This is a genomic window from Agrobacterium leguminum, from assembly GCF_015704895.1.
In the GTDB taxonomy this organism is placed as follows: domain Bacteria; phylum Pseudomonadota; class Alphaproteobacteria; order Rhizobiales; family Rhizobiaceae; genus Agrobacterium; species Agrobacterium leguminum.
Genome location: NZ_JADQWB010000001.1, coordinates 250,231 through 274,067 on the forward strand (window position 1 = coordinate 250,231; position 23,837 = coordinate 274,067).

Consider the following 23,837-nt stretch of genomic DNA (forward strand, 5'->3'; position numbering starts at 1 on the left):
CATGAACACAGTAATGGCGGCGACCGGCTTTCTGACCGGCTATATCGTGCCCTTCATCCTGGTGCTGTCGCTGCTCGTTTTTGTCCATGAAATGGGCCATTATCTGGTCGGTCGCTGGTGCGGCATCCGCTCCACCGCATTCTCCATCGGCTTCGGCCCGGAGCTGATCGGTTTCACCGACAAACGCGGCACGCGGTGGAAGATTTCCGCGATCCCGCTCGGCGGTTACGTCAAGTTCTTCGGCGATGAGGATGCGGCGAGCAAGCCGGATAGTTCCGGCCTGTCGCATATGTCGCTGGAGGAGAGGGCGCAGACGCTTTCCGGTGCAAAGCTGTGGAAAAGAGCGGCCACGGTTGCCGCGGGCCCGATCGCCAATTTCATTCTCGCCATTCTCATCTTCGCGGTGCTCTTCGGCATCTACGGCCGGATGATCGCCGATCCGGTCGTGGCGGAAGTCCGTGAAAACAGCGCGGCTGCCGCCGCGGGCGTGCAGCCCGGCGACCGGCTCATCGCGATCGATGGCGAAAAAGTGATGACCTTCGAGGATGTCCGCCGTTACGTCGGCATCCGGCCGGGCACACCGATCACGGTGACTGTTGAAAGGGCAGGCGAGGAGCTTAAGCTGCCGATGGTCCCGACCCGCACCGAAACCACCGACCAGTTCGGCAACAAGCTGGAAATGGGCATTATCGGCATCGTCACCGACCAGACCAGCGGCAATTTCCGCCATATCGAATATTCGCCGTCCGAGGCGCTGGTCGAAGGCGTGCGCGAAACAGGTCACGTCATCACCGGCACATTCAACTATATCGGCAATCTCGTGACAGGGCGCATGAATGCCGATCAGCTTGGCGGTCCGGTGCGTGTGGCGCAGGCCTCCGGCCAGATGGCGACGCTCGGCATTTCCGCCGTTATCCAGCTTGCCGCCGTTCTTTCCGTATCCATCGGTCTTTTGAACCTGATGCCTGTGCCGGTTCTGGACGGCGGGCATCTGGTGTTCTACGCCATCGAGGCCATTCGCGGCAGGCCGCTCGGCGCGGGCGCGCAGGAAGTCGCGTTCCGTATCGGGATGATGATGATTTTGGGTCTTATGGTTTTTGCAACATGGAATGATATCAGCAGCTTGATCGGCTGAGGATTGTGTTTTAACGGTTTTGTTAGTTATTTGTTTACCTTGTTTTTATGCCGAAGTGGCGAATGAGCCACTCTGGAGCACGAAGTAAACAGAATTTAACGTTCGCGCTTGCTTGTAGGGGAAAAGCAGGTAAAACGACGCACATGGCCGGAGTCGGGTTCCGCCCGCTGAGGGACAACGTAAAAAGGTAAGAATTGAAATGAAGGCTGGTTCAAGATTTTTGAACGCTGTGTCGGCGGTTGCTCTGTCTGCCGGTGTTGCTTCGGTTGCGGGCCTTGGCGTGCTTGCCTCTGCTGGCGCTGCAAATGCGGCCGTCATCAGCAGGATCGATGTTCGCGGGGCCGACAGGTCCGGTGCGGACTCCGTGCGTTCCAACATCACCATTGCGCCGGGTAAGAACTTTTCCAATTCGGACATCGATGAATCGGTGAAGCGTCTTTACGCCACCGGTTACTTCTCGAATGTTTCCATGCGCGTTTCCGGCAGCACGCTGGTCGTGACCGTCAATGAGAACCAGCTCGTCAACCAGGTGGTCTTCAACGGTAACCGCAAGATCAAGGACGACAAGCTCGCCGGCGTCGTGCAGACCCAGTCCCTCGGCCCGTTCAATCAGGCCATCGTGACGGCGGATATTGCCCGCATCAAGGAAGCCTACGCCGCCATCGGCCGTAGCGATGTTGAAGTCACCACGCAGACCGTTTCCGTCGGTCAGGGCCGTGTGAACATTGCTTTCGTCATCAATGAAGGCGAGCGCACGAAGATCGGCCGTATCGATTTCGTCGGCAACAATGCCTATAGCGATGGCCGTCTGGCCGCCGTCATAAATACCAAGAAGTCCAACATGCTGTCGTTCCTGACGCGTAAGGACGTCTATAACGAGGACAAGCTGCGCGCCGACGAAGAGGCGCTGCGCCAGTTCTACTACAACCGCGGTTATGCCGACTTCCGTGTCGTGTCCTCCGAGGCTGTGCTGGACGAGTCCAAGAACGAATACACCATCTCCATCACGGTCGATGAAGGTCAGCGTTACAACTTCGGTAACGTTGCGGTCGAATCGACCGTTCCGGGCGTCGACGGTTCGGAGCTGCAGGGCCTCGTGGAAACCCACCAGGGCGGAAGCTACAGCGCCAAGGAAGTTCAGCAGAGCATGGAAGCGATTTCCAAGCGCGTGGCCGGCGAAGGTTATCCCTTCGCCCGCGTAACGCCGCGCGGCGACCGCGACATGGCTGGTAACACCATCGGTGTAACCTATATCGTCGACCAGGGCGAGCGCGCCTATGTCGAGCGTATCGAAATCCGCGGAAACACCCGTACGCGTGACTATGTCATTCGTCGCGAGTTCGATATTTCCGAAGGCGATGCGTTCAACCAGACGGTCATCACGGCTGCAAAGCGCCGTCTCGAAGCGCTCGGCTATTTCTCGAAGGTCAATATTTCGACCGCCGGCGGCAGCGCGCCTGACCGCGTCGTCATCGTTGTCGACGTAGAAGATCAGTCGACGGGTTCGTTCGGTATCGGCGCCGGCTATTCGCAGAACGACGGTGTGCTGCTCGAAGCCTCCATCGAGGAGAAGAACTTCCTCGGCCGCGGCCAGTACATCCGTCTCGCCGCCGGTGCGGGTGAAGATGATGCGCGCAGCTATACGCTGTCCTTCACGGAACCCTATTTCCTCGGCTACCGTCTTGCCGCAGGTTTCGACCTGTTCAAGAGCCAGAGCCGCAGCGAAGACTATTATGACTACGACGAGCAGGGCTTCTCGCTGCGCGTGACCGCGCCGATCACCGAAGACCTCTCGACGACGTTCAAGTACACCTACAAGCAGATCAATTATGACGGTGAGGGCGACTGGGAAACCGGTAGCAACCTTGCCGAGCCCTACAAGGACTTGATCCGTGGCGGTGACTGGACGCAGTCCATCATTTCGAACACGCTGAACTACAATACGCTCGACGACCGCAACATGCCGCGCGAAGGCTGGCAGGCTGCTCTGACGAACGAATTTGCAGGTCTCGGCGGCGATTCCGAATATTACAAGATTTACGCCAAGGCTCGCTTCTTCTACACGCTGTCTGACGAGTACGATGTCATTGGTTCGATCACCGGTCAGGCGGGCCACGTGATGCCGACGGGCGACAATCTGCTGGTATTCGATCAGTTCAAGTTCGGCGGCCGTCAGGTTCGCGGCTTCAAGAACGATGGTATCGGTCCGCGCATCGGTTCCGACTCCATCGGCGGCACGACCTATTTCGCCGCTTCTGCTGAAGTCACGGCTCCGATGCCTGGCGTTCCGGAAGATTTCGGCCTGCGTCTCGCTGGTTTTGTGGATGCCGGCACGCTGTATGGCAACAAGGTCGCCAACAGTGCAGGTGTGAAGGACGACAACTCCATCCGTGCATCCGCCGGTATCGGCGTGATGTGGGCGTCGCCCTTCGGTCCGATCCGCGTCGACTACGCCGTGCCGATTGCCAAGGAAGACTACGACGAGGAACAGCGTTTCCGGTTTGGCATGTCCAACACTTTCTGATATCGGCAGTCCAGAACTGCAACTTTGAACGTTCTGGAGTTTCCGGCTGATGGAATACAACGCCTTTTTTCCGCCCCACGAGGGACTGCGATTGAAAGATATCGCGGACCGTTTTGGGGCGGAACTGTCTGATGATGCAGCGGGAGAGCGGATCATTCGGTCCGTTGCGCCGGTCTACCGGGCAAAACCCGATCAGCTCTGCTATATTCTTTCGCGCAAGAACCGCGATGAGTTGCAGACCTGCGACGCTGGCGCCGTCATTTGTGACGCCGCATTTGTCGACATGCTTCCGTCTCACACCCCTGCGCTGATATCGAAAAACCCGCACACGCTTTTTGCGCAGGTTGGTGCCTTGCTGCATCCTTCCGCCATGCGTCCGGGTCCGATTGCGCGAATGGAGGCTGAAATTTCCCATGCTGCGCATGTCGATCCATCCGCAAAGCTGGAGGCGGGCGTCATCGTCGAGTCGCTCGCCGTGATTGGAGCTGGCGCCCATATCGGCGCTGGTACACGCATCGGTCCCGGCGTCATCATCGGGCAGGATGTGCAGATCGGACGCGATTGCACCATTGCCGGCGGCGCAAGCGTTCTTGCGGCCCTCATCGGTAATAATGTGATTATCCATAACGGCGCGCGCATCGGTCAGGACGGTTTCGGTTATGCTCCCGGTCCGCGCGGCATGTTGAAGATCGTGCAGATCGGCCGGGTCATCATTCAGGACAATGTCGAGATTGGCGCCAACACCACGATCGATCGCGGCACCATGGATGACACGGTCATCGGCGAAGGCACCAAGATCGACAATCAGGTCCAGATCGGCCACAACGTGCGCATCGGCCGCCATTGCGGCATCGTCAGCAAGGTCGGCATTGCGGGCAGCACCCGTATCGGCGACGGTGTGATGATTGGCGGCGCGGCCGGCATCAATGGCCATATCAACATTGGCGACGGCGTACAGATCGCGGCGATGAGCGGCGTTGTGGCGGACGTTCCGGCAGGCGCCCGTTATGGCGGCACGCCCGCGCGTCCGATGAAATATTTCCTGCGCGACATGGCGGAAATTCTGGCGCGCGCTGAAGGGCGTGATAAAAAAACAGGAGAGAAAAACAATGACTGAAGAAACGAAGACGGCGCTGGGCGCGGCTGACATTCTGGAAGTCATGAAGCTTCTGCCGCATCGTTACCCATTCCTGCTGATCGACAAGATCATCGAGATCGACGGTAACAACTCGGCGATTGGCATCAAGAACGTGACGGTCAATGAACCGCATTTCACCGGTCACTTCCCGGACCGGCCGATCATGCCGGGCGTTCTGATCGTCGAGGCCATGGCCCAGACGGCGGGTGCGATCTGCGCTCGCAGCCAGGGTGAGGGCGGTCACCTGGTCTACTTCATGACAATCGACAATGCGCGGTTTCGCAAACCCGTGATCCCTGGCGATCGTCTGGAAATCCATGTCGTCAAGCAGCGCCAGCGCGGCAATGTCTTTAAATTCCATTGCGAAGCGAAGGTGGACGGCGCGCTGGTGGCGGAGGCCGATGTCGGCGCCATGATGATCCCCGAGGATCAGCAATGAGCACGATTGCCGCCTCGGCCAGAATTCACCCGAGCGCCGTGATCGAAGACGGCGCGGTGATCGGTGAAAACGTCGTCATCGGTGCGCTGAGCTATGTCGGCGCGAAAGTCACGCTGCATGACGATGTCCAGCTGCACAATCACGCCGTTGTTTCCGGCCTGACCGTCATCGGCCGTGGTTCGGTTGTCCATCCCATGGCGGTCATCGGCGGGACGCCGCAGGCAATTCGCCACGACGGTTCGGAAACGACCCTCGAAATCGGTGAACGCTGCATCATGCGTGAAGGCGTAACGATGAACGCCGGCAGTTCCGATGGCAGCAGCAAGACCGTTATCGGTAACGATAATCTCTTCCTCGCCAATTCGCATGTGGCGCATGATTGCCGCCTCGGCAGCCACATCGTGCTGTCCAACAATGTCATGCTGGCGGGCCATGTCACCATTGAGGACCGCGCTATTCTCGGCGGTGGCTGCGCCGTGCACCAGTTCACCCGCATCGGCCGCCAGGCCTTTATCGGCGGACTTTCGGCGGTCAATTACGATGTCATTCCCTATGGCATGCTGAATGGCAATCCCGGCATCCTCGGCGGCCTGAACGTCGTCGGCATGACCCGTGCCGGCATCGAGCGCGCCGATATCCATAAGGTCAGACGCGTCTACAAGGCGATTTTCGAGGCTGAGGGCACGATCCGCGGCAATGCGGCGGCCATCGACCGTAACGACTATCTGGATTGCCCGCAGGCGCTTGAAGTCATCGATTTCATCGGTGCGGATAGCGACCGCGCGATCTCTTCGCCCAACCGGGGCAAGTGAGCCGTGACAGGCGGCGGGCGTCTCGCCATTGTGGCCGGAAGCGGCCAGCTGCCGCTTTATGTGGCGGCCGCCGCCCGTGAGATGGGCGAGAACCCTTTCATCGTGCGGTTGCGCGATGATTCCCGTTTCGACTGGAGCGGTTTCGACAATGCCGTCATCAGTGTCGGCGATGTCGCCGGGCTTGGCCGTCTGCTGCGCGAAAACCGGGTAGACCGCGTCGTGCTATCCGGTGGTGTGGCGCGGCGGCCGGAATGGCGCGAAATCCGCCCTACAGTCGGCATACTGCTCAAATTGCCTTCGATTGTCAGGACGCTGCTGTCGAGCGGCGACGACGCCGTTCTGCAGATGGTCATCAAAATCATCGGTACGCTCGGTGCAAAAGTCATCGGCGCTCACGAGATCGCCCCCGGCCTGCTGGCCGCTATAGGCCCTTTCGGTGCGCAAAAACCTGCCGAGGATGATCTGCGCGATATACGTAAGGCGGCTGAGGCCGCGCTTGCACTCGGCAAGCTCGATGTGGGGCAGGGCGCGGTCGCCGTCGGCGGCCGTATCGTCGCGCTGGAAGGCGTTGAGGGCACGGATGCCATGCTGGCGCGCGTTGCGGCATTGCGCGCCGAAGGACGGATATCCCCGCGCCGCAGGGGGGTGCTCGTAAAGCTCTGCAAGCCGCAGCAGGATGTGCGCGCCGACCTGCCGACAATCGGTGTGGAAACGGTGGAGAATGCGCGAAAAGCCGGGCTGGCGGGTATCGCCGTCGAAGCCGGGCGGGCGCTGGTACTCGATCGCGAGGCGATGTTGAAAGCGGCCGATGAGGCGGGCATATTCGTCTGCGGCATCGATACGTCACTTGGCGGAGACATGATCGGATGACGGCGGCATTAAAAGTGGCGGTCATAGCCGGGGAAGTATCCGGAGATCTTCTGGGTGCGGATCTGATCCGCTCGCTTAAGGCCCAATATACGGGGTCTGTCGAGCTGGTCGGGGTCGGCGGCGAGGCGCTGGAAGCGCAGGGACTGGTTTCCCTGTTCGACTATTCCGAACTCTCCATCATGGGCTTCACGCAGGTTCTGAAAAAACTGCCGAAGCTGATTGCGCGGATCAACCAGACCGCTCAGGCAATCGCCGCCGCAAAGCCCGATATTCTGCTGATCATCGACAGCCCGGATTTCACCCATCGCGTCGCGAAAAAAGTCCGGCAGCAATTGCCGCATCTGCCGGTCGTCAATTATGTCTGCCCCAGCGTCTGGGCGTGGAAGGAATATCGCGCCACCGCGATGCTCTCCTATGTCGATCACGTGCTGGCTCTGCTGCCCTTCGAGCCGGAAGCCATGCGCCGTCTCGGCGGTCCGCCGACAACTTTTGTCGGTCATCGCCTCAGCGTCGACCCCGATGTGCTGGCAGTGCGCCAGAAGCGGGCGGAACGTTCTCTGCCGGCAGATGGCGAACCGAAGACCATTCTCCTCCTGCCAGGGTCGCGTTCCACGGAGACGACGCGGCTGATGGAGCCGTTTCAGGCGGCGGCAAGAGCTTTTGTTGAGCGCAACGGTCCGACGCGGTTTCTGTTGCCCACCGTGCCGCGTCAGGAAAAACGCATCCGCGAACTGGCGGCGTCATGGCCGGAGGATATCAGGCCCGAAATAGGTATCGATTCCGCTTTCAAATGGAATGCATTTGCTGAAGCCGATGCGGCGATTGCCGCTTCCGGCACGGTCATTCTGGAACTCGCGCTAGCGGGCGTACCGACGATCTCGGTCTACAAGACCGATTGGATTTTCACCATGCTGAGCAAGCGGGTGAAGACCTGGACAGGGGCTCTGCCGAACCTGATTGCCGATTACGCCGTCGTGCCGGAATATTTCAACGAGGTGGTAAGGGCAGGTTCGATGCTGCGCTGGGCAGAGCGTCTGTCTTCCGGCACCACCGAGCGGCGGGCGATGCTCGAAGGTTATGCACTCGTGCAGCAGCGTTTGCATACGGATGTGCCTCCGGGCGAAACCGGCGCGCGCATTCTTCTCGATGTCCTGAAGAGCAAGGCTCGTCCCTCACAATAATCATATAGGCTCTCGCTCCCACGGGCTGCCGTCCTGCTGCCGATGCAGGCAGGCGAGGGCGCGATTTTACTGCATTTGATCGTTATGGCGGCAAACGGCTGACCATCGGATGGCTCCCGGCCCATAAACTTCCGTCTGGCACACCTCTTGCTTTCAATCTTGTATGCAAGATAGCCATACATCAGAAAGCGCCCAGAGCGCGGTAGAAGACGCCATCATCTCCGGCATTCTTTCCGCGCGTATCCGTCCGGGCACCCGCCTCAGCGAAAACCAGCTCGCCAGCCTCTTCAGCGTGTCGCGCACGCGCATTCGCGAAGCGATGATGAGGCTGGAGACGCGCGGCATCGTCACCGTCAGCCCGCGCCGGGGCTGGTTCGTGGTGGAGCCTTCCGCCGAAGAATCCATCAAGGTCTATGAAGCACGGCGCATCATCGAATATGGGCTCTTGCGCAATCTTTCCGGCGTCAGCCCGGAAGGCATCGCCATCCTCGCCGATCATCTCGATGAGGAGAAGGCGGCGATTGCCAAAGGCGACCGCCAGCGCCTGACCTGCCTGATGGGCGACTTTCACATTCGCATCGCTGAAATCGCCGGCAACGACATCATCGTCGAAACGCTGCGCGACCTGACGGCCAGAACCATCCTCATCTCCATGCTCTATCAGTCCGATTTCCATGCGCAGCAATCGCATGACGGACATTGCCGTATCTTCGAAGCGATCAAGGCTGCCGATTTTCATGGCGCCGCCGAACTCGCCATCCGCCATCTCGACGAAGTCGAAACCGGTCTCGATCTCACCCGCAGGCCGGACCCGCTCTACGAGCTTCGCAATTCCCTTTCACTTCAGCCTCTTTCCTCAAGCCCCAAGGAGTAATTCCCAATGATTTCCAGACGTTCATTGCTTGCCATTGCCGCGATTTCCGCAACGCTTGGTTTTTCGCCCGCAGCCTTTGCCGATGCGCTCGGTGATATCACCTCCCGCGGCACGATCCGCGTTGCCGTTCCGCAGGATTTCCCGCCCTTCGGCAGTGTCGGCACGGATATGGCCCCGCAGGGCTATGATATCGACGTCGCCAATCTGATCGGCGAGAAACTGGGCGTGAAGGTTGAACTCGTGCCGGTCACCAGCGCAAACCGCGTTCCCTATCTCCAGACCAACAAGGTCGATCTCGTCATTTCGAGCCTCGGCAAGAATCCGGACCGTGAAAAGGTCATCGACTTCTCCACCGCCTATGCGCCTTTCTTCAACGGCGTGTTCGCTCCGGATTCTGTTGCCGTCACCAAGGCGGAAGATTTGTCCGGCAAGACCATCGGTGTCACCCGTGGCGCTGTCGAGGATCTGGAGCTGACGAAGGTGGCGCCTGCCGATACGACCATCAAGCGTTATGAGGACAATAACGGCACGATCTCCGCCTTCCTCGCCGGCCAGGTGGAAGCCGTGGCCACGGGCAATGTCGTGGCGGCCGCCATTCTCGCCAAGAACCCGCCAAAGCGTCCCGAGCTGAAGTTCCTGATCAAGAATTCACCCTGCTATATCGGCCTGAACAAGGAACAGCCAGCGCTACTGGAGAAGGTCAACGCCATCATCGCCACCGCAAAGACCGATGGTTCGCTGAACACGATCGCGCAGAAATGGCTGAAAACCGACCTGCCCAAGGATCTCTGAGCAACCCGGCAAAATGCATGCGTCGGCCTCGCTTTGAGGCGGGACCGGCGCATGGTTTGTCCTCGCCGAAAGGAAGCATCGGGTGAAATACACATTCGATTTTGGATGGCTTCTCGACTATTATCCGCAGATCGCCAAAGGCATCGCCGTTACGCTGGAATTGATTGCCATCGGCGGCGTTCTCGGCATCGCCCTCGGCATCGTCTGCGCCTGGGTGCGTGCGCTCGGGCCCAAATGGCTGCGGCCGCCGGTCGCGACCTATGTGGAGCTCATTCGCAACACGCCATTCCTCATACAATTGTTTTTTATCTTTTTCGGCCTGCCATCGCTTGGCCTGCAATTGTCGGAACTGACCGCCGCCAACATCGCCATGGTGGTCAATCTCGGGGCCTATAGCTGTGAAATCATCCGTGCCGGTATTCAGGCGACGCCGAAGGGACAGTTCGAGGCGGAGGCAAGCCTTGCCATGACCCGTTTCGAAACCTTCCGGCATGTGGTGCTGGTGCCCTCGCTGCAACGCATCTGGCCGGCGCTTTCATCGCAGGTGGTGATCGTCATGCTCGGCTCGTCGGTCGTCTCGCAGATCGCCGCCGAGGATCTGACCTTCGCGGCCAATTTCATCCAGTCGCGCACCTTCCGCGCCTTCGAAGCCTATATGGTCTCCACCGTCATTTATCTCGTGCTGGCCATCCTTCTCCGGCAGGTGCTGGTGATGGGCGGCAACCTCATCTTTCCGCGCAGGAGTGTCCGATGATCGAATTCTCCACCTGGGATATTCTCAGAAACCTGCTGCTCGCCACGCGCTGGACGGTGTTGCTCTCGCTTGTCTCCTTTGCCGGCGGCGGCATGGTGGCGCTGCTTCTGCTGTTCATGCGCATTTCCCGGAAAAAATCGATGCGGGCTTTCGCACGCTATTATGTCGAGCTTTTTCAGGGCACGCCGCTTTTGATGCAGCTCTTCATCGCCTTTTTCGGCCTCGGCCTGTTCGGCATCGATGTGCCGGCCTGGCTGGCGGCAGGTCTGACGCTGATCCTGTGGGCAGCTGCCTTCCTCACCGAAATCTGGCGCGGCTGCGTTGAATCCGTCGCCAAGGGCCAATGGGAGGCATCGGCAAGCCTTGCCATGGGACGCCTGCAGCAGATGCGTTATGTCATCCTGCCACAGGCCATGCGGGTCGCCATTCCGCCAACCGTCGGTTTCTTCGTGCAGGTCATCAAGGGAACGGCCGTGACCTCGATCATCGGCTTCGTGGAATTGTCCAAGGCCGGCACGGTTGTCACCAACGCCACCTTCCAGCCCTTTACCGTTTATGGCCTCGTCGCCCTCATCTATTTCGCGCTGTGCTGGCCTCTGTCGAAGAGCAGCCAGATACTCGAAAGGAAGCTCAATGTCGCTCATCGAAATCACTGAAGTCCGCAAAAGCTATGGCAGCAACGAGGTTCTGAAGGGCATCAACCTCGATGTCGAGCCCGGTGAGGTCATCGCCATCATCGGCAAGAGCGGATCGGGCAAATCGACCCTGCTTCGCTGCATCAACGGGCTGGAGACGATTTCGGCCGGTTCCATATCGGTCGCCGGCGCGCAGCTTCTCGAAGACGATCTGCATCTGAAAGCCCTGCGGCTGAAGGTCGGCATGATCTTCCAGCAGTTCAATCTCTTCCCGCACCAGACCGTTGGCGGTAACGTCATGCTGTCGCAGACCGTGGTGAAGAAGACGCCGAAACCGGAAGCCGAAGCCGTTGCCCGCAAGATGCTGGAACGTGTCGGGCTGGCGCACAAGTTCGATGCCTATCCCGATGAATTGTCCGGCGGCCAGCAACAGCGCGTCGCCATTGCTCGCGCGCTCGCCATGCAGCCCATCGCGCTGCTATGCGACGAAATCACCTCGGCGCTCGATCCCGAACTCGTCGCGGAAGTGCTGGCCGTGGTACGTGAACTTGCCGCTGAAGGCATGACGCTGCTGATGGTGACGCATGAAATGAAATTTGCGCGCGACGTCTGCTCCCGCGTCGTCTTCATGCATGAGGGCAGGGTGCATGAAATAGGCCCGCCGGAAGAGGTGTTCTCCAATCCCGCAACAGCCGAACTCAAGCAGTTCCTGGGCGTTGCTGCACGCCACTGAGGACTGTTCGGATGCCCAACAAAAAAGGCCGGCGGGTGAAAACCTGCCGGCCTTTGATTTATGGGGTTTCGCGGCTTAGCGCTTGGAAACCGGAACGTAGTCGCGCTTGCCGGCGCCCGTATAGAGCTGGCGCGGACGGCCGATGCGCTGCTGCGGATCTTCGATCATTTCGTTCCACTGTGCGATCCAGCCGACGGTGCGGGCAAGAGCGAAGAGAACGGTGAACATGGTCGTGGGGAAGCCGAGCGCCTTCAGCGTGATGCCCGAATAGAAGTCGACATTCGGGTAAAGCTTCTTTTCGACGAAGTATGGGTCGGAAAGGGCGATCTTTTCCAGTTCCAGCGCGACCTGCATGATCGGATCGTCGGAATTGCCGGTGGCTTCCAGCACTTCGTACATCGTCTTCTGCATGATCTTGGCGCGCGGATCGTAGTTCTTGTAGACGCGGTGACCAAAGCCCATCAGGCGGAACGGGTCGTTCTTGTCCTTGGCGCGGGCGATATATTCCGGAATGCGGTCAACCGTGCCGATTTCGTTGAGCATGTTGAGCGCCGCTTCGTTGGCGCCGCCATGAGCCGGGCCCCAGAGGCAGGCAATGCCAGCCGCGATACAGGCGAACGGGTTCGCACCCGAAGAACCGGCAAGCCGCACCGTGGAGGTGGAAGCGTTCTGCTCGTGATCGGCATGCAGGATGAAGATGCGGTCCATGGCGCGGGCCAGAACCGGATCGACCTTGTAATCCTCGCAGGGCACAGCAAAGCACATGTGCAGGAAGTTGGAGGCGTAGTCGAGGTCGTTCTTCGGGTAAACGAAGGGCTGGCCGATATGGTACTTGTAAGCCATGGCGGCGATCGTCGGCATCTTGGCGATCATGCGCAGCGAAGCGACCATGCGCTGGTGCGGATCGGTAATGTCGGTCGAGTCGTGATAGAAGGCCGAAAGAGCGCCGACCGTACCGCACATGACGGCCATCGGATGCGCGTCGCGGCGATAGCCGGTGAAGAATCGGCTCATCTGCTCATGCACCATGGTGTGGCGCGTGACGCGGGTGTCGAAGTCCTTCTTCTGAGCCGCAGTCGGCAGTTCGCCGTAAAGCAGCAGATAGCAGGTTTCCAGGAAGTCGCCCTGTTCGGCGAGCTGCTCGATGGGGAAACCACGATGCAGGAGAACGCCCTCGTCACCGTCGATATAGGTGATCTTGGATTCGCAGGAGGCCGTCGACGTGAAACCCGGGTCATAAGTGAAAGAGCCCGTGTGCTTGTACAGCGTGGCGATATCGACGACGCTTGGTCCAATCGTGCCTTCCCTGACCGGGAGTTCGACCTGCTTTTCGCCAAGTGTCACTGTAGCGCTTTTTTCCGTCATACTGATCCTCCGAAAACATGCGGGTGGGGGCGTTGAGACACGCCCCGCGGTTAAGCGTCTACCGATTAGCTATATGATCCTTGCGCAGATGCCAAGCTATCCAAAGGTCAAATTGTGCATTGCGGCAAACGCAATTGCTCTGCTTCCGTCTTTCCCGGTGATGGCAATTCAATCTCAGTCAACGCAGGGTTAAAGGAAAGGATTGCAATCCCTCGCATCCGCCTGCAAACCTGTTCCCGGTGCGGCAGGGGCGCGGCGCGGATTGCTCGGTCAAGGGGAAAAACAGCATTTCAGATATGCCGAAACGATGCAGGGCGATTTGCCCGGCACGGCGGAAATCCTTTATCCGCTTCGCAGAACCGGCGATGTCGCGACATATGATACGCCCGCCCTTGTCAGCAAGCCGAACCTGCGAGCTGTCGCCTCTCAAAAAATCGCCGCATGCGTCGCCGAGGAGCGCGCATTCGGCCACGATTTTCTTTTCGTCCCGGTTTTCATCGGCTGCGGTGCGATCCTCTGGTTTTCCCTCAATACCTCGCCTTCATTCTCCGTTCTGGCGATTACATGTCTCATCGCCGCCGGTCTGGCTTTATTCGCGAAATATCGCTCGGGCTTCGCAGCGACGGCCTGCGGCCTTTTCGCGCTGCTTTTGCTGGGCATGCTTTTCGCCGGGGTCGAAACGTGGCGTGCGGGAACGGTCGTGCTGGATACGCCCGTCACCACCACCATTACCGGCACGGTGACCCGCCGGGAGGTGGATGCGCGCGGGGACTGGCGATATGTGGTGCAACTCACCACGACGGAAGCGCCGGCATTGTCGCGGCCGCCGGGCAAGGTCTCGCTCCTGTCACGCGGGGGAGGCGAGCCCGCCGCACTCGGCGCGACCATTCGTGGCAAGGCGCGGCTTTCGCCACCATCCGGCCCGGCCTTGCCGGGGCTCAATGATTTCGCCTTCGCCTCCTATTTCAGGGGCATAGGCGCGACCGGATTCTTCTATAAGCCGCCACAGACGCTCACTCCACCCGGCATCGACGCGAAGACCGACTGGCTGGAGTGGGCCGACATGCGGCTCTATGGCCTTCGCACCGCCATTGCCGAGCGCATCCGCAACACCATCGGCGGCGATGCCGGCGCCTTTGCCGCCTCCATCGTCACCGATGAGAGACAGGCCATATCCGCCGAAACGATGGAAGCGTTACGGCTTTCCGGCCTTGCCCATATCGTCGCCATATCCGGGCTCAACATGGCGCTGGCGTCGGGCATATTCTTCGTGGGGCTGAGGCTTGCCTTCAGCCTTTTTCCGGCATTTGCGCAGCGCTGGCCCGTGAAGAAGATTTCGGCTTTCGCCGCACTCTTGATGACACTCGCCTATTATCTGATTTCAGGTTTCGCCGTTTCCGCCGAACGCGCCTGGCTGATGATGTCGGTGATGCTGATCGCGGTGCTGTTCGATCAACCCTCGCTCAGCCTCAGGAATGTCGCGCTTTCCGCTTTGGTCATTCTCGCTTTTTCGCCCTCGGAAATCATGGGCCCAAGCTTTCAGATGTCTTTTGCCGCGACCATCGCGCTCGTCGCCTCCTACGCCGCCTGGAGCCGCTGGCGTATCGATCGCGAGCGTCTGTTCATCGGACGCAAACCGGCATGGATGACGGTGGCGCAAACGGCGGGCGCCATTATCGGCGGTGTCATCACGACGTCGCTGATCGGTGGTCTTTCGACGGCGATCTATTCGGTCGAGCATTTTCAGCGTGTCACCACCTATGGACTTTTCGCCAATCTGGCCGCCATGCCGCTGATGTCGCTGATCGTCATGCCTTTCGGCCTTGTCGCCATGCTGCTGATGCCTTTCGGGCTAGACGCACCATTCCTGAAGGTCATGGGATACGGCATGGCCCTCGTCATCGAGGTTGCGCAGGAGGTGGCGTCCTGGGGCGGAAGCGCTGCGACGGGCCGGCCGCACGGGTGGTTTCTGGGGCTCGCCTCGGCTGGTTTTCTGCTGCTGACTTTGCTGCGCAGCCGGCTTGCGCTTCTGGGCATGCCGCTTCTGTTCCTCGCCTTCAGCCTGTCGTCCGCCACGGCCTATCGCGATCCGCCCGATTTGCTTGTTCATGAGGATGGCGAACTGGTGGCGCTGCTGGAGGACGGCAAAGCCTACACGACGAAGGCTCAGCCGCAGGGTTTCGTTTATGGCCAGTGGCAAAGGGCGCTGCTTTTGCCGGAACAGCCTGTGCCGCCGGTCTTTCTCAAGACCGAGGCCATGGCAAAAACCGTGGCTTTGGCCCCTAAGGCGAAGCTTGATCCGCAAGAGATGAGCGCAATTGCACGGCAGATGACGGCGGCCCTGAAAGACGCCGAGCCCGGTGTTTTCACTTGCAGCAAAGGCACATGGTGCGCTGCGCGCGCGGGAAGCGGCGAATGGATCATCGTCCTGGAAGATGGCCGCTTTGCCGGAAAGGCTTGCGATATTGCCGATATCGTTATCGTCTCCCGCAGAACGTCCTTCTCCCAATGCCGCTCGGGCGCACTTCTGCTGAACCGCGATATTCTGCGGCGGATCGGTTCGCTGGAAATGGACTTCGCCGGCAGCGATCAGGCAGGGGTAGTCGGCAGGCTGCGCGCCGCAATCGTCGGAATGGACAGGCCCTGGAGCGAACATCGCTATTACGACTGGAAAAGCGGCCGTTTCGATCGCGACGTGCCCGATGCCATCATGCGGTTGCTGGCGGCATCGCAATAAAGTGCCGCCAGCATGGGTCGTCAGGTCTTGATGCGCAGATCCGCGGTCAATTCGCCGATCCCGCTAATTTCCTCTTCATGTGCCGCGTCGCGCCAGACTTCCTTCAGCCCGGCCTCGTACCATTCGCGCATGGCGGGAAGGGCTAGCAGCCGGTCGCAATAGGCTTTCGCCGCAGGGGAAAGTTCCGCGCCATAAGTCTGGAAACGAAATGCCACCGGGCAGAAGAAGGCATCGACCGCCGTAAATTTCTGGCCGGCAAGAAAAGGCCCGCCGAATTTCGCGAGGCCTTCGCTCCACAGCGTATCGATGCGCTTTATATCGGCCGCAAGCCCGGCATCGCCACCCTTCGGTCTTACGCGAATGCCGACCGACATGGGGTAGAGATTGCGCAGCGAGGAAAAGCCCGCATGCATTTCGCTCGCCGCCGACCGTGACCAGGCCCTTGCCTGCTTGTCGCTCGCCCAGACGCCCTGATGTCTTTCCGCCAGATATTCGGCGATCGACAGCGATTCCCAAACTGTCACGCCCTCATCGACAAGGCAGGGCACCTTGCCGGTCGGCGAGAAGGTGGAGAAGGAAACGCCTTCGCCGAAGGGAACGAGTTTTTCATCGAAGGCGATGCCGAGCGTGCGCATCAATACCCAGGGCCGCAGCGACCATGAGGAATAGTTCTTGTTGGCGATATAAAGATCGTACATGACGTGTTTCCCCGATATGACGCGCATTTCTATACTGGCGGATGGGCCTTGGAATATTGCAAATAATCCATGGCTCCCATAAGCCGCGTTGATGAATGGGAAGTTGAGGGCAGGGAGAAGGAGGCATATCCAAGTCACCGCCCGGAGATGAGGAGAAACACCCCCTTTACTTCCGCAGGGCCGCATTGTTCCAGGGAACAAGCCAATATGCCTCAAAGGGAGCGCCATCATCTCGATGACGCCCCTAGCGAAAAAAGGCGGGTTGCCAATTAATGGTAACGGCGGATCAGTCCAACCAGCTTGCCCTGGATTTTCACCCGGTCCGGTCCGAAAATGCGGGTCTCATAGGCGGGATTGGCCGCTTCCAGAGCGATGGAGGCTCCCTTGCGGCGGAAACGCTTCAGGGTCGCTTCTTCATCATCCACCAGTGCTACGACGATATCGCCCGGATTGGCCGTATTGCCGTTACGGATGATGACGGTATCGCCATCAAAAATGCCGGCCTCGATCATCGAGTCGCCCTTGACCTCAAGAGCGTAATGTTCGCCCGAACCGAGCATGTCTACCGGCACAGCCACATCATGGGTGTTGTTCTGGATGGCGGAAATCGGCACACCGGCGGCGATGCGGCCCATGACCGGCACGGTGACGGCGCCGCTGAGATCATTGGCGGGCGCCTTGGGGGCCGGGGCCGGATCCGGCGTCTTCGGCTTGCCAAGGCTGCCTTCAATGACGCTCGGCGAGAAGCCGCGCTGCGGCCTTGCACCCGGCGCATAGGCCTCAGGCAATTTGATCACTTCCAGCGCCCGCGCCCTGTTAGGTAGCCGGCGAATGAAGCCGCGCTCCTCGAGTGCGGTGATCAGCCGGTGGATGCCGGATTTGGAGGCAAGATCGAGTGCGTCCTTCATTTCATCGAAGGAGGGCGGCACGCCGGACTCTTTCATTCTTTCATGAATGAAGAGAAGCAATTCCTGCTGTTTGCGCGTGAGCATGAGGAAAACACCCTTGAGAATCGTCGTTGAAGTCGCGAAACAAATACAGAACGAACACTATATGTTCCATATGTGTTCCGCAATCCCCTAAAATTTCGTGAAGGGTGCATCGCAGATCGTGATTTGATCGTCGAAACCATGAACAAAGCAGATTGAACGATGTAAGCGGCACATCTTGAATACTAAAACCACCGACCGGGGAGACCCGGCCGGTGGTTTCTGGCTGCCGATTTGCTACGCGCCGAACGTCAGTAGATCGTGAGCGCAGGAATGAAGCTGACCGCGATAAGGAGCAGCATCGCCATGGTGAAGAACGGCCACAATTCCCTCGTCGTCGCGCCGAGCGGCGCTCTGGCGATGGAGGACGAGATGAAGAGTGTGGTGCCGATGGGCGGTGTATAGAGCCCGATACCGAGATTGATCACCATCATCATGCCGAGCTGCACCCGGTCGAGCCCGATCATGTCAGCGAGCGGCACGAAGATCGGTCCGAGCAGCAGGATCGACGGCGGCAGATCGAGCGGCATGCCGATGATCAGCATCAGGATGTTCATCATGAGAATGATCAGGATCGGGTTGGAGATATTCTCGGCCACCCAAGTGGCGAAATGCTGGGGCGCCTGGTCGAAGGTAAGCACCCAGCCCACCGCCGCACTGCCCATGATGACCAGCATGACGACGCCGGTTGCAGAGCCTGCCTCGACGAAATTGTCGCAGAAACGCTTCCACGTCAGATCGCGGTAGAAGAAGATGCTGAGCACGAGCGAATAAACGACGGAAAGAACAGCCACTTCGGTCGGCGTCGCAAAGCCGAAGCGCAGGCCGAGGATGATGAGGATCGGCAGGAGGATCGCCGGCAGGCTGCGGAATGCAAGCATCGCCAGATCGCGCTTGCGGATGCTTTCGTCACGCACCGCATAGCCCCGCCGCACGGCAATGGCCCAGCAGACGAAGATGAAGCCGACGGCCATGAGCAGGCCCGGCAGAATGCCGGCGATGAACAGATTGGCGATGCTGACGCCGCTGACCAGCGAATAGAGGATCATCGGGATCGACGGCGGAATGAGCACGTCGATGACGGCCGAGGTGGCATTGTTGGCCGCACAGAGGGGAGCGGGGTAGCCCTGGCGCTTCTGCCATGGAATGAGCACCGAACCGAGCGCGCTCGCATTGGCGACCGCCGAGCCGGAAACGCCGCCGAACACGACCGACGAAATGACGGTGGTGGAAAGCGGGCCGCCGCGCCAGCGCTGCATGGCCTTGGAGGCGAGTTCGAGAAGCTGGGTTCCAAGTTTGCCGCCGAGCATTAGCGTTCCCGCGAGCATGAAGAACGGCAGCGCCAGCATCGGGAAAGACTGCGTCTGGTCGTAAACCTGCTGCGCCACGATCGAAAGCGGCACATAACCGTTCCACAGCACGGCGACGCCGGCAGAGATGATCAGCGCATAGCCGACCGGAACCGCAATCATCATGAGAATACAAAATGCGATGATCATCACGATGGTCATAGCGGCATCTCCTCGGTTGCACCGTGCGGGCGGGCATGCCAGCCGCCGGAGAGAATGCGCAGGCTCGCGGTTGCGGTCGTGACCGAGACCAGCGCCGCGCCGAAGGCGATGGAATAATATCCGATGCTGTTGGGCAGCTGCAGCACAGGGCTGATTTCCGCGCCGGCGATCTCGGCGACGACAAGCGCCTGCTGCGCGAGAATGACGAAGCTTGCGACCGTCACGAGATTGGCGAACAGCAGAACCGCCACCTTGCCGCGTTCGTCGAATTTGTCATAAATCCATTCAACCGCCATGTGCGCGCCGCTCTGCGCGGCAAGGGTAATGCCGGCGACGATGAACCATGGAAACAGCATGGTCGGCAATTCTTCCGCAAAATCCAGCCCGCCGGATGTCGATAGATAACGGACGATGACGTTTGCGGTCATGATGAGCGTGAGCAGAATGCCGGTTGCCACGATGATGATGCGGCAGAGGATGGCGATGAAACTGTCAACGCGATTGGCGGCGGACAAGGCTCCTTCGAGCATTGGCGCATCTCCTGAAAACTGAAACCGTATGAATGTCGGCGTGAGCGAGGCTCCCGCCGATCCTGTCGGTGGACATGAAGGTGAGGCCGGGCGGCATGAACCGGCCCGGCATCCTGATCGTCAGCCCTTGGCGGCCTTTTCCAGCTCGGCGACGAAATCGCCGAAGGGCTTCTGCTTCCATGTCTCCAGCACCTGCGCGGTGGCCTTCGCGAAAGCGGCGTGGTCGATGTCTTCCACCACCTTGATGGCGGCATTGGCCTTGAAGGCGGCCAGAGACGCGCTTGCCTTTTCAGCCGAGAGTTTGCGCTGAAGCGCGCCTGCCTCCTTCGCAGCCGCCTTGACCGCCTCGAAATCCTTGCCCAGCCGCCCCTCGGCGAATTTGGACATCAGGAACGGGGTAGACTCCCATTTATGGGCGGTGAGGCTGATATGCTTGTTGACCTCGTAAAGCTTGGAGCTTTCGATATTCACCAGCGGATTTTCCTGCCCGTCGACGACGCCCTGCTGAAGCGCGATGTAGAGTTCGCCAAACGCGATCTGAACCGTCGCCGCATCGAGCGCCTTGAAAATATCCATGGTCATCGGGTCGGCGGGGGTACGGATTTTCAGGCCCGCGACGTCCTGCGGCTTGGTGATGGCGTGTTTGGAGTTGGAGACATGGCGGATGCCGTTGTCCCACCAGTCGAGCGGCACGATGCCGACCTTCTGGAAGCGCGCATCGAGCGATGCGCCGACATCGCCCTCGAGCACCTTGATCGCCTGATCGGCGTTGCTGAACAGGAAGGGCAGGCCGAGTGCCGCAAGTTCAGGAACAACGCTCGAAACTGGACCCTGGCTGTTGGCGGTGAAATCCAGCGCCCCGGTGCGCAGGCTGGTCAGCATGGCGGCGTCGCTGCCAAGCGTTTCCGAACCGGCGACATTGATCGCCACGCGGCCTTCGGTTTTCTGGGCAACGAGTTCCGCGAATTTCGCGGCCGCGAGCGTACGCGGATTGCCCGGCGCAGCCCCGTGGCCGAGCGTCAACGTTGTGGCGGCCCGGGCGTTGCGGGCCGTCGTCAGAATGGCCGGCGCCGCCAGTGCCAGTCCGGTACCGGTCAGGAACATACGCCTGTTGATGGAAATACTCATTTTTCTCCTCCCTGGATTTAAATACCCTCGGCGTTGTCCGAACACGCGGATAACGCGCTCCACTCCCTTGAAACCGCCGGCTCCCTCCGGCTGATTCCGCACCATGTTTCAGCTTCAGCCTTTAGACCGAACCGCGCGGTACTTCAAAACTTTCATTCTCCAGCCACGCCCTTGCGCGCGCCACGATCATCGCCGTCGAGATGCCGTAGCGGTCATGCAGGGTGGGCAACGCACCCGCATCCAGAAAAGCATCGGGCAGGGCGATCTGCCGCAGGCGCGGCGCACGGCCGCTTTTCATCAGCGCCATTGCCACGGCCTCTCCAAGCCCGCCGATTTCGCTGTGGTTTTCCGCCACGATGACCAGACGATCAGCCCGGTCCACTTCCGCGAAGATCGAGGCGGTATCGAGCGGCTTGATGGTGGGGGAATGCAGCACGGCACAGCCGACGCCCTCCTTTTCAAGCAGGGCAGCCGCTTCGAGAACCCGCATCGTCAATATGCCGGACGATATGAAAAGGACCTGCGCACCATCGCGGATAAGCTTCGCCTTGCCGAGTTCGAACCGATAGCCATATTCTTCGAGCACCACCGGCACCTGGCCGCGCAGCAGGCGCATATAAACGGGGCCGTTATAATCCGTAATCGCCGGCACAGCGCCTTCTATGTCGGTCGCATCGCAGGGATCTACGATGGTCATGTTCGGCAGCGCGCGAAAAATCGCCAGATCGTCGGTTGCCTGATGGCTGGGGCCGTAACCCGTCGTCAGGCCGGGCAGGGCGCAGACGATCTTCACCGGCAGGTTTTCCTCGGCAATCGCCATCGCGATGAAATCATAGGCGCGGCGGGCGGCAAAGACCGCATAGGTGGTCGCGAAGGGTACGAAACCTTCGCGCGCCAGACCGGCGGCGGTGCTCATCAAAAGCTGCTCGGCCATGCCCATCTGATAAAAGCGCTCGGGAAAGGCTTTGGCGAAAATATGCAGGTCGGTATATTTGCCGAGATCGGCGGTGAGGCCGACAATATTCTCGCGTTCCTTCGCCAGCTGAACAAGAGCGTGACCGAAGGGAGCAGGCCGTGTCGGCTGGCCTTCGGCGGCGATGGAGGCGATCATCGCCGATGTGGTGAGGCGCTTCTGGGGGGCTGCTGCACTCATTGCGGCCGTCCTTCCTCAAGAGCGTCGAGCGCCAGTTTCCATTCATGCGCTTCCACGCGAATGAAATGGGTGATTTCACGGTTTTCGAGAAAGGGCACGCCGCGGCCCATCCGGGTATCGAAAATGATGGCGCGCGGCCTGTCATCGGCAAGTGACATGGCGATATCGAAGGCCTCGCGAACCTTGTCGATATCGTTGCCGTCCACGCGCTGCACGTGCCAGCCGAAGGCCGCGAATTTGGCGTCCACAGGTTCGGAGGACAGCGTCTCGCGGGAAGGGCCGTCCGCCTGCTGATTGTTGAAATCCACGAGATTGATGAGATTGCCGAGCCTGTGATGGGATGCGCCCATGGCGGCCTCCCAGGTCGAACCTTCGCCTAACTCGCCATCCGACATCAGGTTGATGATGAATCGGTCGGAATTCTTGCGCTTGAGGCCGAGAGCCATGCCCACCGCAATGCCAAGCCCATGGCCGAGCGATCCGCCGGTGATTTCCATGCCCGGCGTATAGGAGGCCATGCCGGACATGGGCAGGCGCGACCCGTCGCAGCCATAGGTCTCCAGCTCGTCTTCCGGTATGACGCCCGCCTCGATGAGCGCTGCGTAAAGCGCAATCGCATAATGGCCGATGGAGAGCAGAAACCGGTCGCGGCCTTCCCAGTGCGGATCGTCCGCCCGGTAACGCATGGTGTGAAACCAGGCCACCGCCAGAACATCGGCAATGCCGAGCGCCTGGCCGACATAACCCTGTCCCTGCACCTCACCCATCAAAAGGGCGTTGCGCCGGATGCGCCAGGCGCGTTCCGCCAGCGATACATTCGCCAGCGCCGCTTCCTTCGTTGCATCTGCGTGCCGATATCCCTGAGCCATGGTTTCCTCCTCCCGGTCAGAAAAATCGAAGCCGGCTTCCCGGCTTCGAATGGGGCGCTGTCAGTGAATGAGCATTCCGCCATTCACGTCGACAACCGCGCCGGTGACGTAGGACGAGAGATCCGAGGCAAGGAAAAGATAGATATTGGCGACATCGATGGCATCGCCGAGACGGTTGAGCGGAATGCCCTTGAGAATGTCGCGGCGCATGTCGTCGGTCAGCTTGCCGCCGGTAATGTCGGTCTGGATCAGGCCGGGAGTGACGGAATTGACGCGAATGCCGTCAGGACCGAATTCGCGCGCCATGGCCTTTGCGAGACCGAGAACGCCTGCCTTGGCCGCCGAATAATGCGGCCCGCCGAAAATGCCGCCGCCACGTTGTGCGGAGACCGACGACATGCAGGCAATCGAGCCGCCGCCATTGTCGCGCATATTGGGAATGAAGGCCTGACTGAAATTCAGCACACCGGTCATGTTGACATCGACGATGCGCTGCCAGTCTGCGCCGGTAATGTCGAGCGTCTTCACCGGCTGGGTAATGCCGGCATTATTGATGAGGATATCGATCTTGCCGAAAGCGGCGATGACTTTTTGCGCGGCCGCCTCGCAGGAGGCGCGGTCCGCCACATTGCCGCCGACGCCGAGATGCTCGCCGCCATCCACTTTCTCAAGCGAGGCCGCGGCTTCGATGCTGCCGGCTTCATCCAGATCCACGATGGCGACGCGGGCGCCGTGGCGGGCGAAAAGTTCCGCCGTGGCGCGGCCGATGCCACGCTTGCTGGCGGCGCCTGAAATAACCGCGGTCTTCCCATTCAACAACATAAGCAATCCTCCCCAGCCGGGCGGGCCGGCTCCATACGCTTGACGGCGGTGCTCCCGACCTGCCGCCGCATCCAGTCCTGCGACGAATGCAGCCTCGATATTGCAGATGGGCAGAGGGCGCTTCAAACGCGAAGTTTACATCATCTCA

The 23,837-nt window shown here is 60.1% G+C and carries 22 protein-coding genes; 13 read left to right on the plus strand and 9 right to left on the minus strand.

Going from position 1 to position 23,837, the window contains the following annotated elements; translation table 11 throughout:
* Positions 1–13: 13 nt before the first annotated feature.
* From rseP to I3J13_RS01315, 12 genes are all read left to right on the plus strand, one after another.
* Positions 14–1,135 (plus strand): RIP metalloprotease RseP, encoded by a 1,122-nt coding sequence (gene rseP / locus I3J13_RS01260; RefSeq protein ID WP_003521404.1) that lies wholly within the window; start codon positions 14–16, stop codon positions 1,133–1,135.
* 199 nt (positions 1,136–1,334) lie between these two features.
* Entirely contained in the window at positions 1,335–3,659 is a 2,325-nt protein-coding gene (gene bamA, locus I3J13_RS01265) for an outer membrane protein assembly factor BamA (protein ID WP_196377761.1), read from the plus strand.
* A gap of 49 nt (positions 3,660–3,708) precedes the next feature.
* Positions 3,709–4,776: a UDP-3-O-(3-hydroxymyristoyl)glucosamine N-acyltransferase gene (gene lpxD / locus I3J13_RS01270; RefSeq protein WP_196377762.1), complete on the plus strand. Its 1,068-nt coding sequence runs from the start codon at positions 3,709–3,711 to the stop codon at positions 4,774–4,776.
* Complete coding sequence (gene fabZ / locus I3J13_RS01275; protein ID WP_003521400.1) at positions 4,769–5,236, plus strand: 3-hydroxyacyl-ACP dehydratase FabZ; 468 nt, start codon at positions 4,769–4,771, stop codon at positions 5,234–5,236. Before lpxD ends, fabZ begins: the two co-directional genes overlap by 8 nt.
* Positions 5,233–6,048, plus strand: a complete 816-nt coding sequence (gene lpxA, locus I3J13_RS01280) for an acyl-ACP--UDP-N-acetylglucosamine O-acyltransferase (protein WP_174056725.1) — start codon at positions 5,233–5,235, stop codon at positions 6,046–6,048. The genes fabZ and lpxA overlap by 4 nt, the downstream gene beginning before the upstream one ends.
* A gap of 3 nt (positions 6,049–6,051) precedes the next feature.
* Positions 6,052–6,918, plus strand: a complete 867-nt coding sequence (locus I3J13_RS01285) for an LpxI family protein (RefSeq protein ID WP_174024916.1) — start codon at positions 6,052–6,054, stop codon at positions 6,916–6,918.
* A complete protein-coding gene (lpxB, locus tag I3J13_RS01290; RefSeq protein WP_196377763.1) occupies positions 6,915–8,099 on the plus strand; it encodes a lipid-A-disaccharide synthase in 1,185 nt (394 codons plus the stop codon). Before I3J13_RS01285 ends, lpxB begins: the two co-directional genes overlap by 4 nt.
* Positions 8,100–8,262: 163 nt before the next feature.
* A complete protein-coding gene (locus I3J13_RS01295) occupies positions 8,263–8,973 on the plus strand; it encodes a GntR family transcriptional regulator (protein ID WP_065653922.1) in 711 nt (236 codons plus the stop codon).
* Positions 8,974–8,979: 6 nt separating this feature from the next.
* A complete protein-coding gene (locus I3J13_RS01300) occupies positions 8,980–9,765 on the plus strand; it encodes a transporter substrate-binding domain-containing protein (protein WP_035261717.1) in 786 nt (261 codons plus the stop codon).
* 82 nt (positions 9,766–9,847) lie between these two features.
* Entirely contained in the window at positions 9,848–10,519 is a 672-nt protein-coding gene (locus I3J13_RS01305) for an ABC transporter permease subunit (RefSeq protein WP_196377764.1), read from the plus strand.
* The gene (locus I3J13_RS01310) at positions 10,516–11,175 is read left to right on the plus strand and encodes an amino acid ABC transporter permease (protein ID WP_080817113.1); all 660 of its coding nucleotides are present in this window, start codon (positions 10,516–10,518) and stop codon (positions 11,173–11,175) included. Before I3J13_RS01305 ends, I3J13_RS01310 begins: the two co-directional genes overlap by 4 nt.
* Positions 11,153–11,887: an amino acid ABC transporter ATP-binding protein gene (locus tag I3J13_RS01315; RefSeq protein WP_196377765.1), complete on the plus strand. Its 735-nt coding sequence runs from the start codon at positions 11,153–11,155 to the stop codon at positions 11,885–11,887. Before I3J13_RS01310 ends, I3J13_RS01315 begins: the two co-directional genes overlap by 23 nt.
* Before the next feature lie 75 nt (positions 11,888–11,962).
* Here the strand turns inward: I3J13_RS01315 and gltA are convergent, their stop codons facing one another.
* A complete protein-coding gene (gene gltA / locus I3J13_RS01320; RefSeq protein ID WP_003502585.1) occupies positions 11,963–13,252 on the minus strand; it encodes a citrate synthase in 1,290 nt (429 codons plus the stop codon).
* Between the two features lie 307 nt (positions 13,253–13,559).
* Here gltA and I3J13_RS01325 point away from each other — a divergent pair, with 307 nt between their 5' ends.
* Positions 13,560–15,989 (plus strand): ComEC/Rec2 family competence protein, encoded by a 2,430-nt coding sequence (locus I3J13_RS01325; RefSeq protein WP_196377968.1) that lies wholly within the window; start codon positions 13,560–13,562, stop codon positions 15,987–15,989.
* 20 nt (positions 15,990–16,009) lie between these two features.
* Here I3J13_RS01325 and I3J13_RS01330 read toward each other — a convergent pair whose 3' ends face one another.
* From I3J13_RS01330 to I3J13_RS01365, 8 genes are all read right to left on the minus strand, one after another.
* Positions 16,010–16,687: a glutathione S-transferase family protein gene (locus I3J13_RS01330; protein ID WP_196377766.1), complete on the minus strand. Its 678-nt coding sequence runs from the start codon at positions 16,685–16,687 to the stop codon at positions 16,010–16,012.
* Positions 16,688–16,956: 269 nt separating this feature from the next.
* Positions 16,957–17,679, minus strand: coding sequence for a transcriptional repressor LexA (gene lexA / locus I3J13_RS01335; RefSeq protein WP_196377767.1), 723 nt, complete (start codon positions 17,677–17,679; stop codon positions 16,957–16,959).
* 248 nt (positions 17,680–17,927) lie between these two features.
* A complete protein-coding gene (locus tag I3J13_RS01340) occupies positions 17,928–19,187 on the minus strand; it encodes a TRAP transporter large permease subunit (protein WP_196377768.1) in 1,260 nt (419 codons plus the stop codon).
* On the minus strand, positions 19,184–19,717 hold the full coding sequence (locus tag I3J13_RS01345; RefSeq protein ID WP_196377769.1) for a TRAP transporter small permease: 534 nt from the start codon (positions 19,715–19,717) through the stop codon (positions 19,184–19,186). The genes I3J13_RS01340 and I3J13_RS01345 overlap by 4 nt, the downstream gene beginning before the upstream one ends.
* A gap of 120 nt (positions 19,718–19,837) precedes the next feature.
* Positions 19,838–20,845, minus strand: coding sequence for a TRAP transporter substrate-binding protein (locus I3J13_RS01350; RefSeq protein WP_196377770.1), 1,008 nt, complete (start codon positions 20,843–20,845; stop codon positions 19,838–19,840).
* Between the two features lie 121 nt (positions 20,846–20,966).
* A complete protein-coding gene (locus I3J13_RS01355; RefSeq protein ID WP_196377771.1) occupies positions 20,967–21,998 on the minus strand; it encodes a transketolase family protein in 1,032 nt (343 codons plus the stop codon).
* A complete protein-coding gene (locus I3J13_RS01360) occupies positions 21,995–22,867 on the minus strand; it encodes a transketolase (protein WP_196377772.1) in 873 nt (290 codons plus the stop codon). The genes I3J13_RS01355 and I3J13_RS01360 overlap by 4 nt, the downstream gene beginning before the upstream one ends.
* A gap of 60 nt (positions 22,868–22,927) precedes the next feature.
* The gene (locus tag I3J13_RS01365; RefSeq protein WP_035262426.1) at positions 22,928–23,689 is read right to left on the minus strand and encodes an SDR family NAD(P)-dependent oxidoreductase; all 762 of its coding nucleotides are present in this window, start codon (positions 23,687–23,689) and stop codon (positions 22,928–22,930) included.
* Positions 23,690–23,837: the final 148 nt, after the last annotated feature.

Coding starts and splice junctions, on each gene's coding strand:
- lexA (WP_196377767.1), bottom strand. CDS start 17,679: ATGCTCACGCGCAAACAGCAGGAATTGCTTCTCTTCATTCATGAAAGA.
- lpxB (WP_196377763.1), top strand. CDS start 6,915: ATGACGGCGGCATTAAAAGTGGCGGTCATAGCCGGGGAAGTATCCGGA.
- I3J13_RS01315 (WP_196377765.1), top strand. CDS start 11,153: ATGTCGCTCATCGAAATCACTGAAGTCCGCAAAAGCTATGGCAGCAAC.
- I3J13_RS01355 (WP_196377771.1), bottom strand. CDS start 21,998: ATGAGTGCAGCAGCCCCCCAGAAGCGCCTCACCACATCGGCGATGATC.
- I3J13_RS01310 (WP_080817113.1), top strand. CDS start 10,516: ATGATCGAATTCTCCACCTGGGATATTCTCAGAAACCTGCTGCTCGCC.
- lpxA (WP_174056725.1), top strand. CDS start 5,233: ATGAGCACGATTGCCGCCTCGGCCAGAATTCACCCGAGCGCCGTGATC.
- I3J13_RS01350 (WP_196377770.1), bottom strand. CDS start 20,845: ATGAGTATTTCCATCAACAGGCGTATGTTCCTGACCGGTACCGGACTG.
- rseP (WP_003521404.1), top strand. CDS start 14: ATGGCGGCGACCGGCTTTCTGACCGGCTATATCGTGCCCTTCATCCTG.
- bamA (WP_196377761.1), top strand. CDS start 1,335: ATGAAGGCTGGTTCAAGATTTTTGAACGCTGTGTCGGCGGTTGCTCTG.
- I3J13_RS01365 (WP_035262426.1), bottom strand. CDS start 23,689: ATGTTGTTGAATGGGAAGACCGCGGTTATTTCAGGCGCCGCCAGCAAG.
- lpxD (WP_196377762.1), top strand. CDS start 3,709: ATGGAATACAACGCCTTTTTTCCGCCCCACGAGGGACTGCGATTGAAA.
- I3J13_RS01295 (WP_065653922.1), top strand. CDS start 8,263: ATGCAAGATAGCCATACATCAGAAAGCGCCCAGAGCGCGGTAGAAGAC.
- I3J13_RS01300 (WP_035261717.1), top strand. CDS start 8,980: ATGATTTCCAGACGTTCATTGCTTGCCATTGCCGCGATTTCCGCAACG.
- I3J13_RS01345 (WP_196377769.1), bottom strand. CDS start 19,717: ATGCTCGAAGGAGCCTTGTCCGCCGCCAATCGCGTTGACAGTTTCATC.
- I3J13_RS01325 (WP_196377968.1), top strand. CDS start 13,560: ATGCAGGGCGATTTGCCCGGCACGGCGGAAATCCTTTATCCGCTTCGC.
- gltA (WP_003502585.1), bottom strand. CDS start 13,252: ATGACGGAAAAAAGCGCTACAGTGACACTTGGCGAAAAGCAGGTCGAA.
- I3J13_RS01340 (WP_196377768.1), bottom strand. CDS start 19,187: ATGACCATCGTGATGATCATCGCATTTTGTATTCTCATGATGATTGCG.
- I3J13_RS01360 (WP_196377772.1), bottom strand. CDS start 22,867: ATGGCTCAGGGATATCGGCACGCAGATGCAACGAAGGAAGCGGCGCTG.
- fabZ (WP_003521400.1), top strand. CDS start 4,769: ATGACTGAAGAAACGAAGACGGCGCTGGGCGCGGCTGACATTCTGGAA.
- I3J13_RS01330 (WP_196377766.1), bottom strand. CDS start 16,687: ATGTACGATCTTTATATCGCCAACAAGAACTATTCCTCATGGTCGCTG.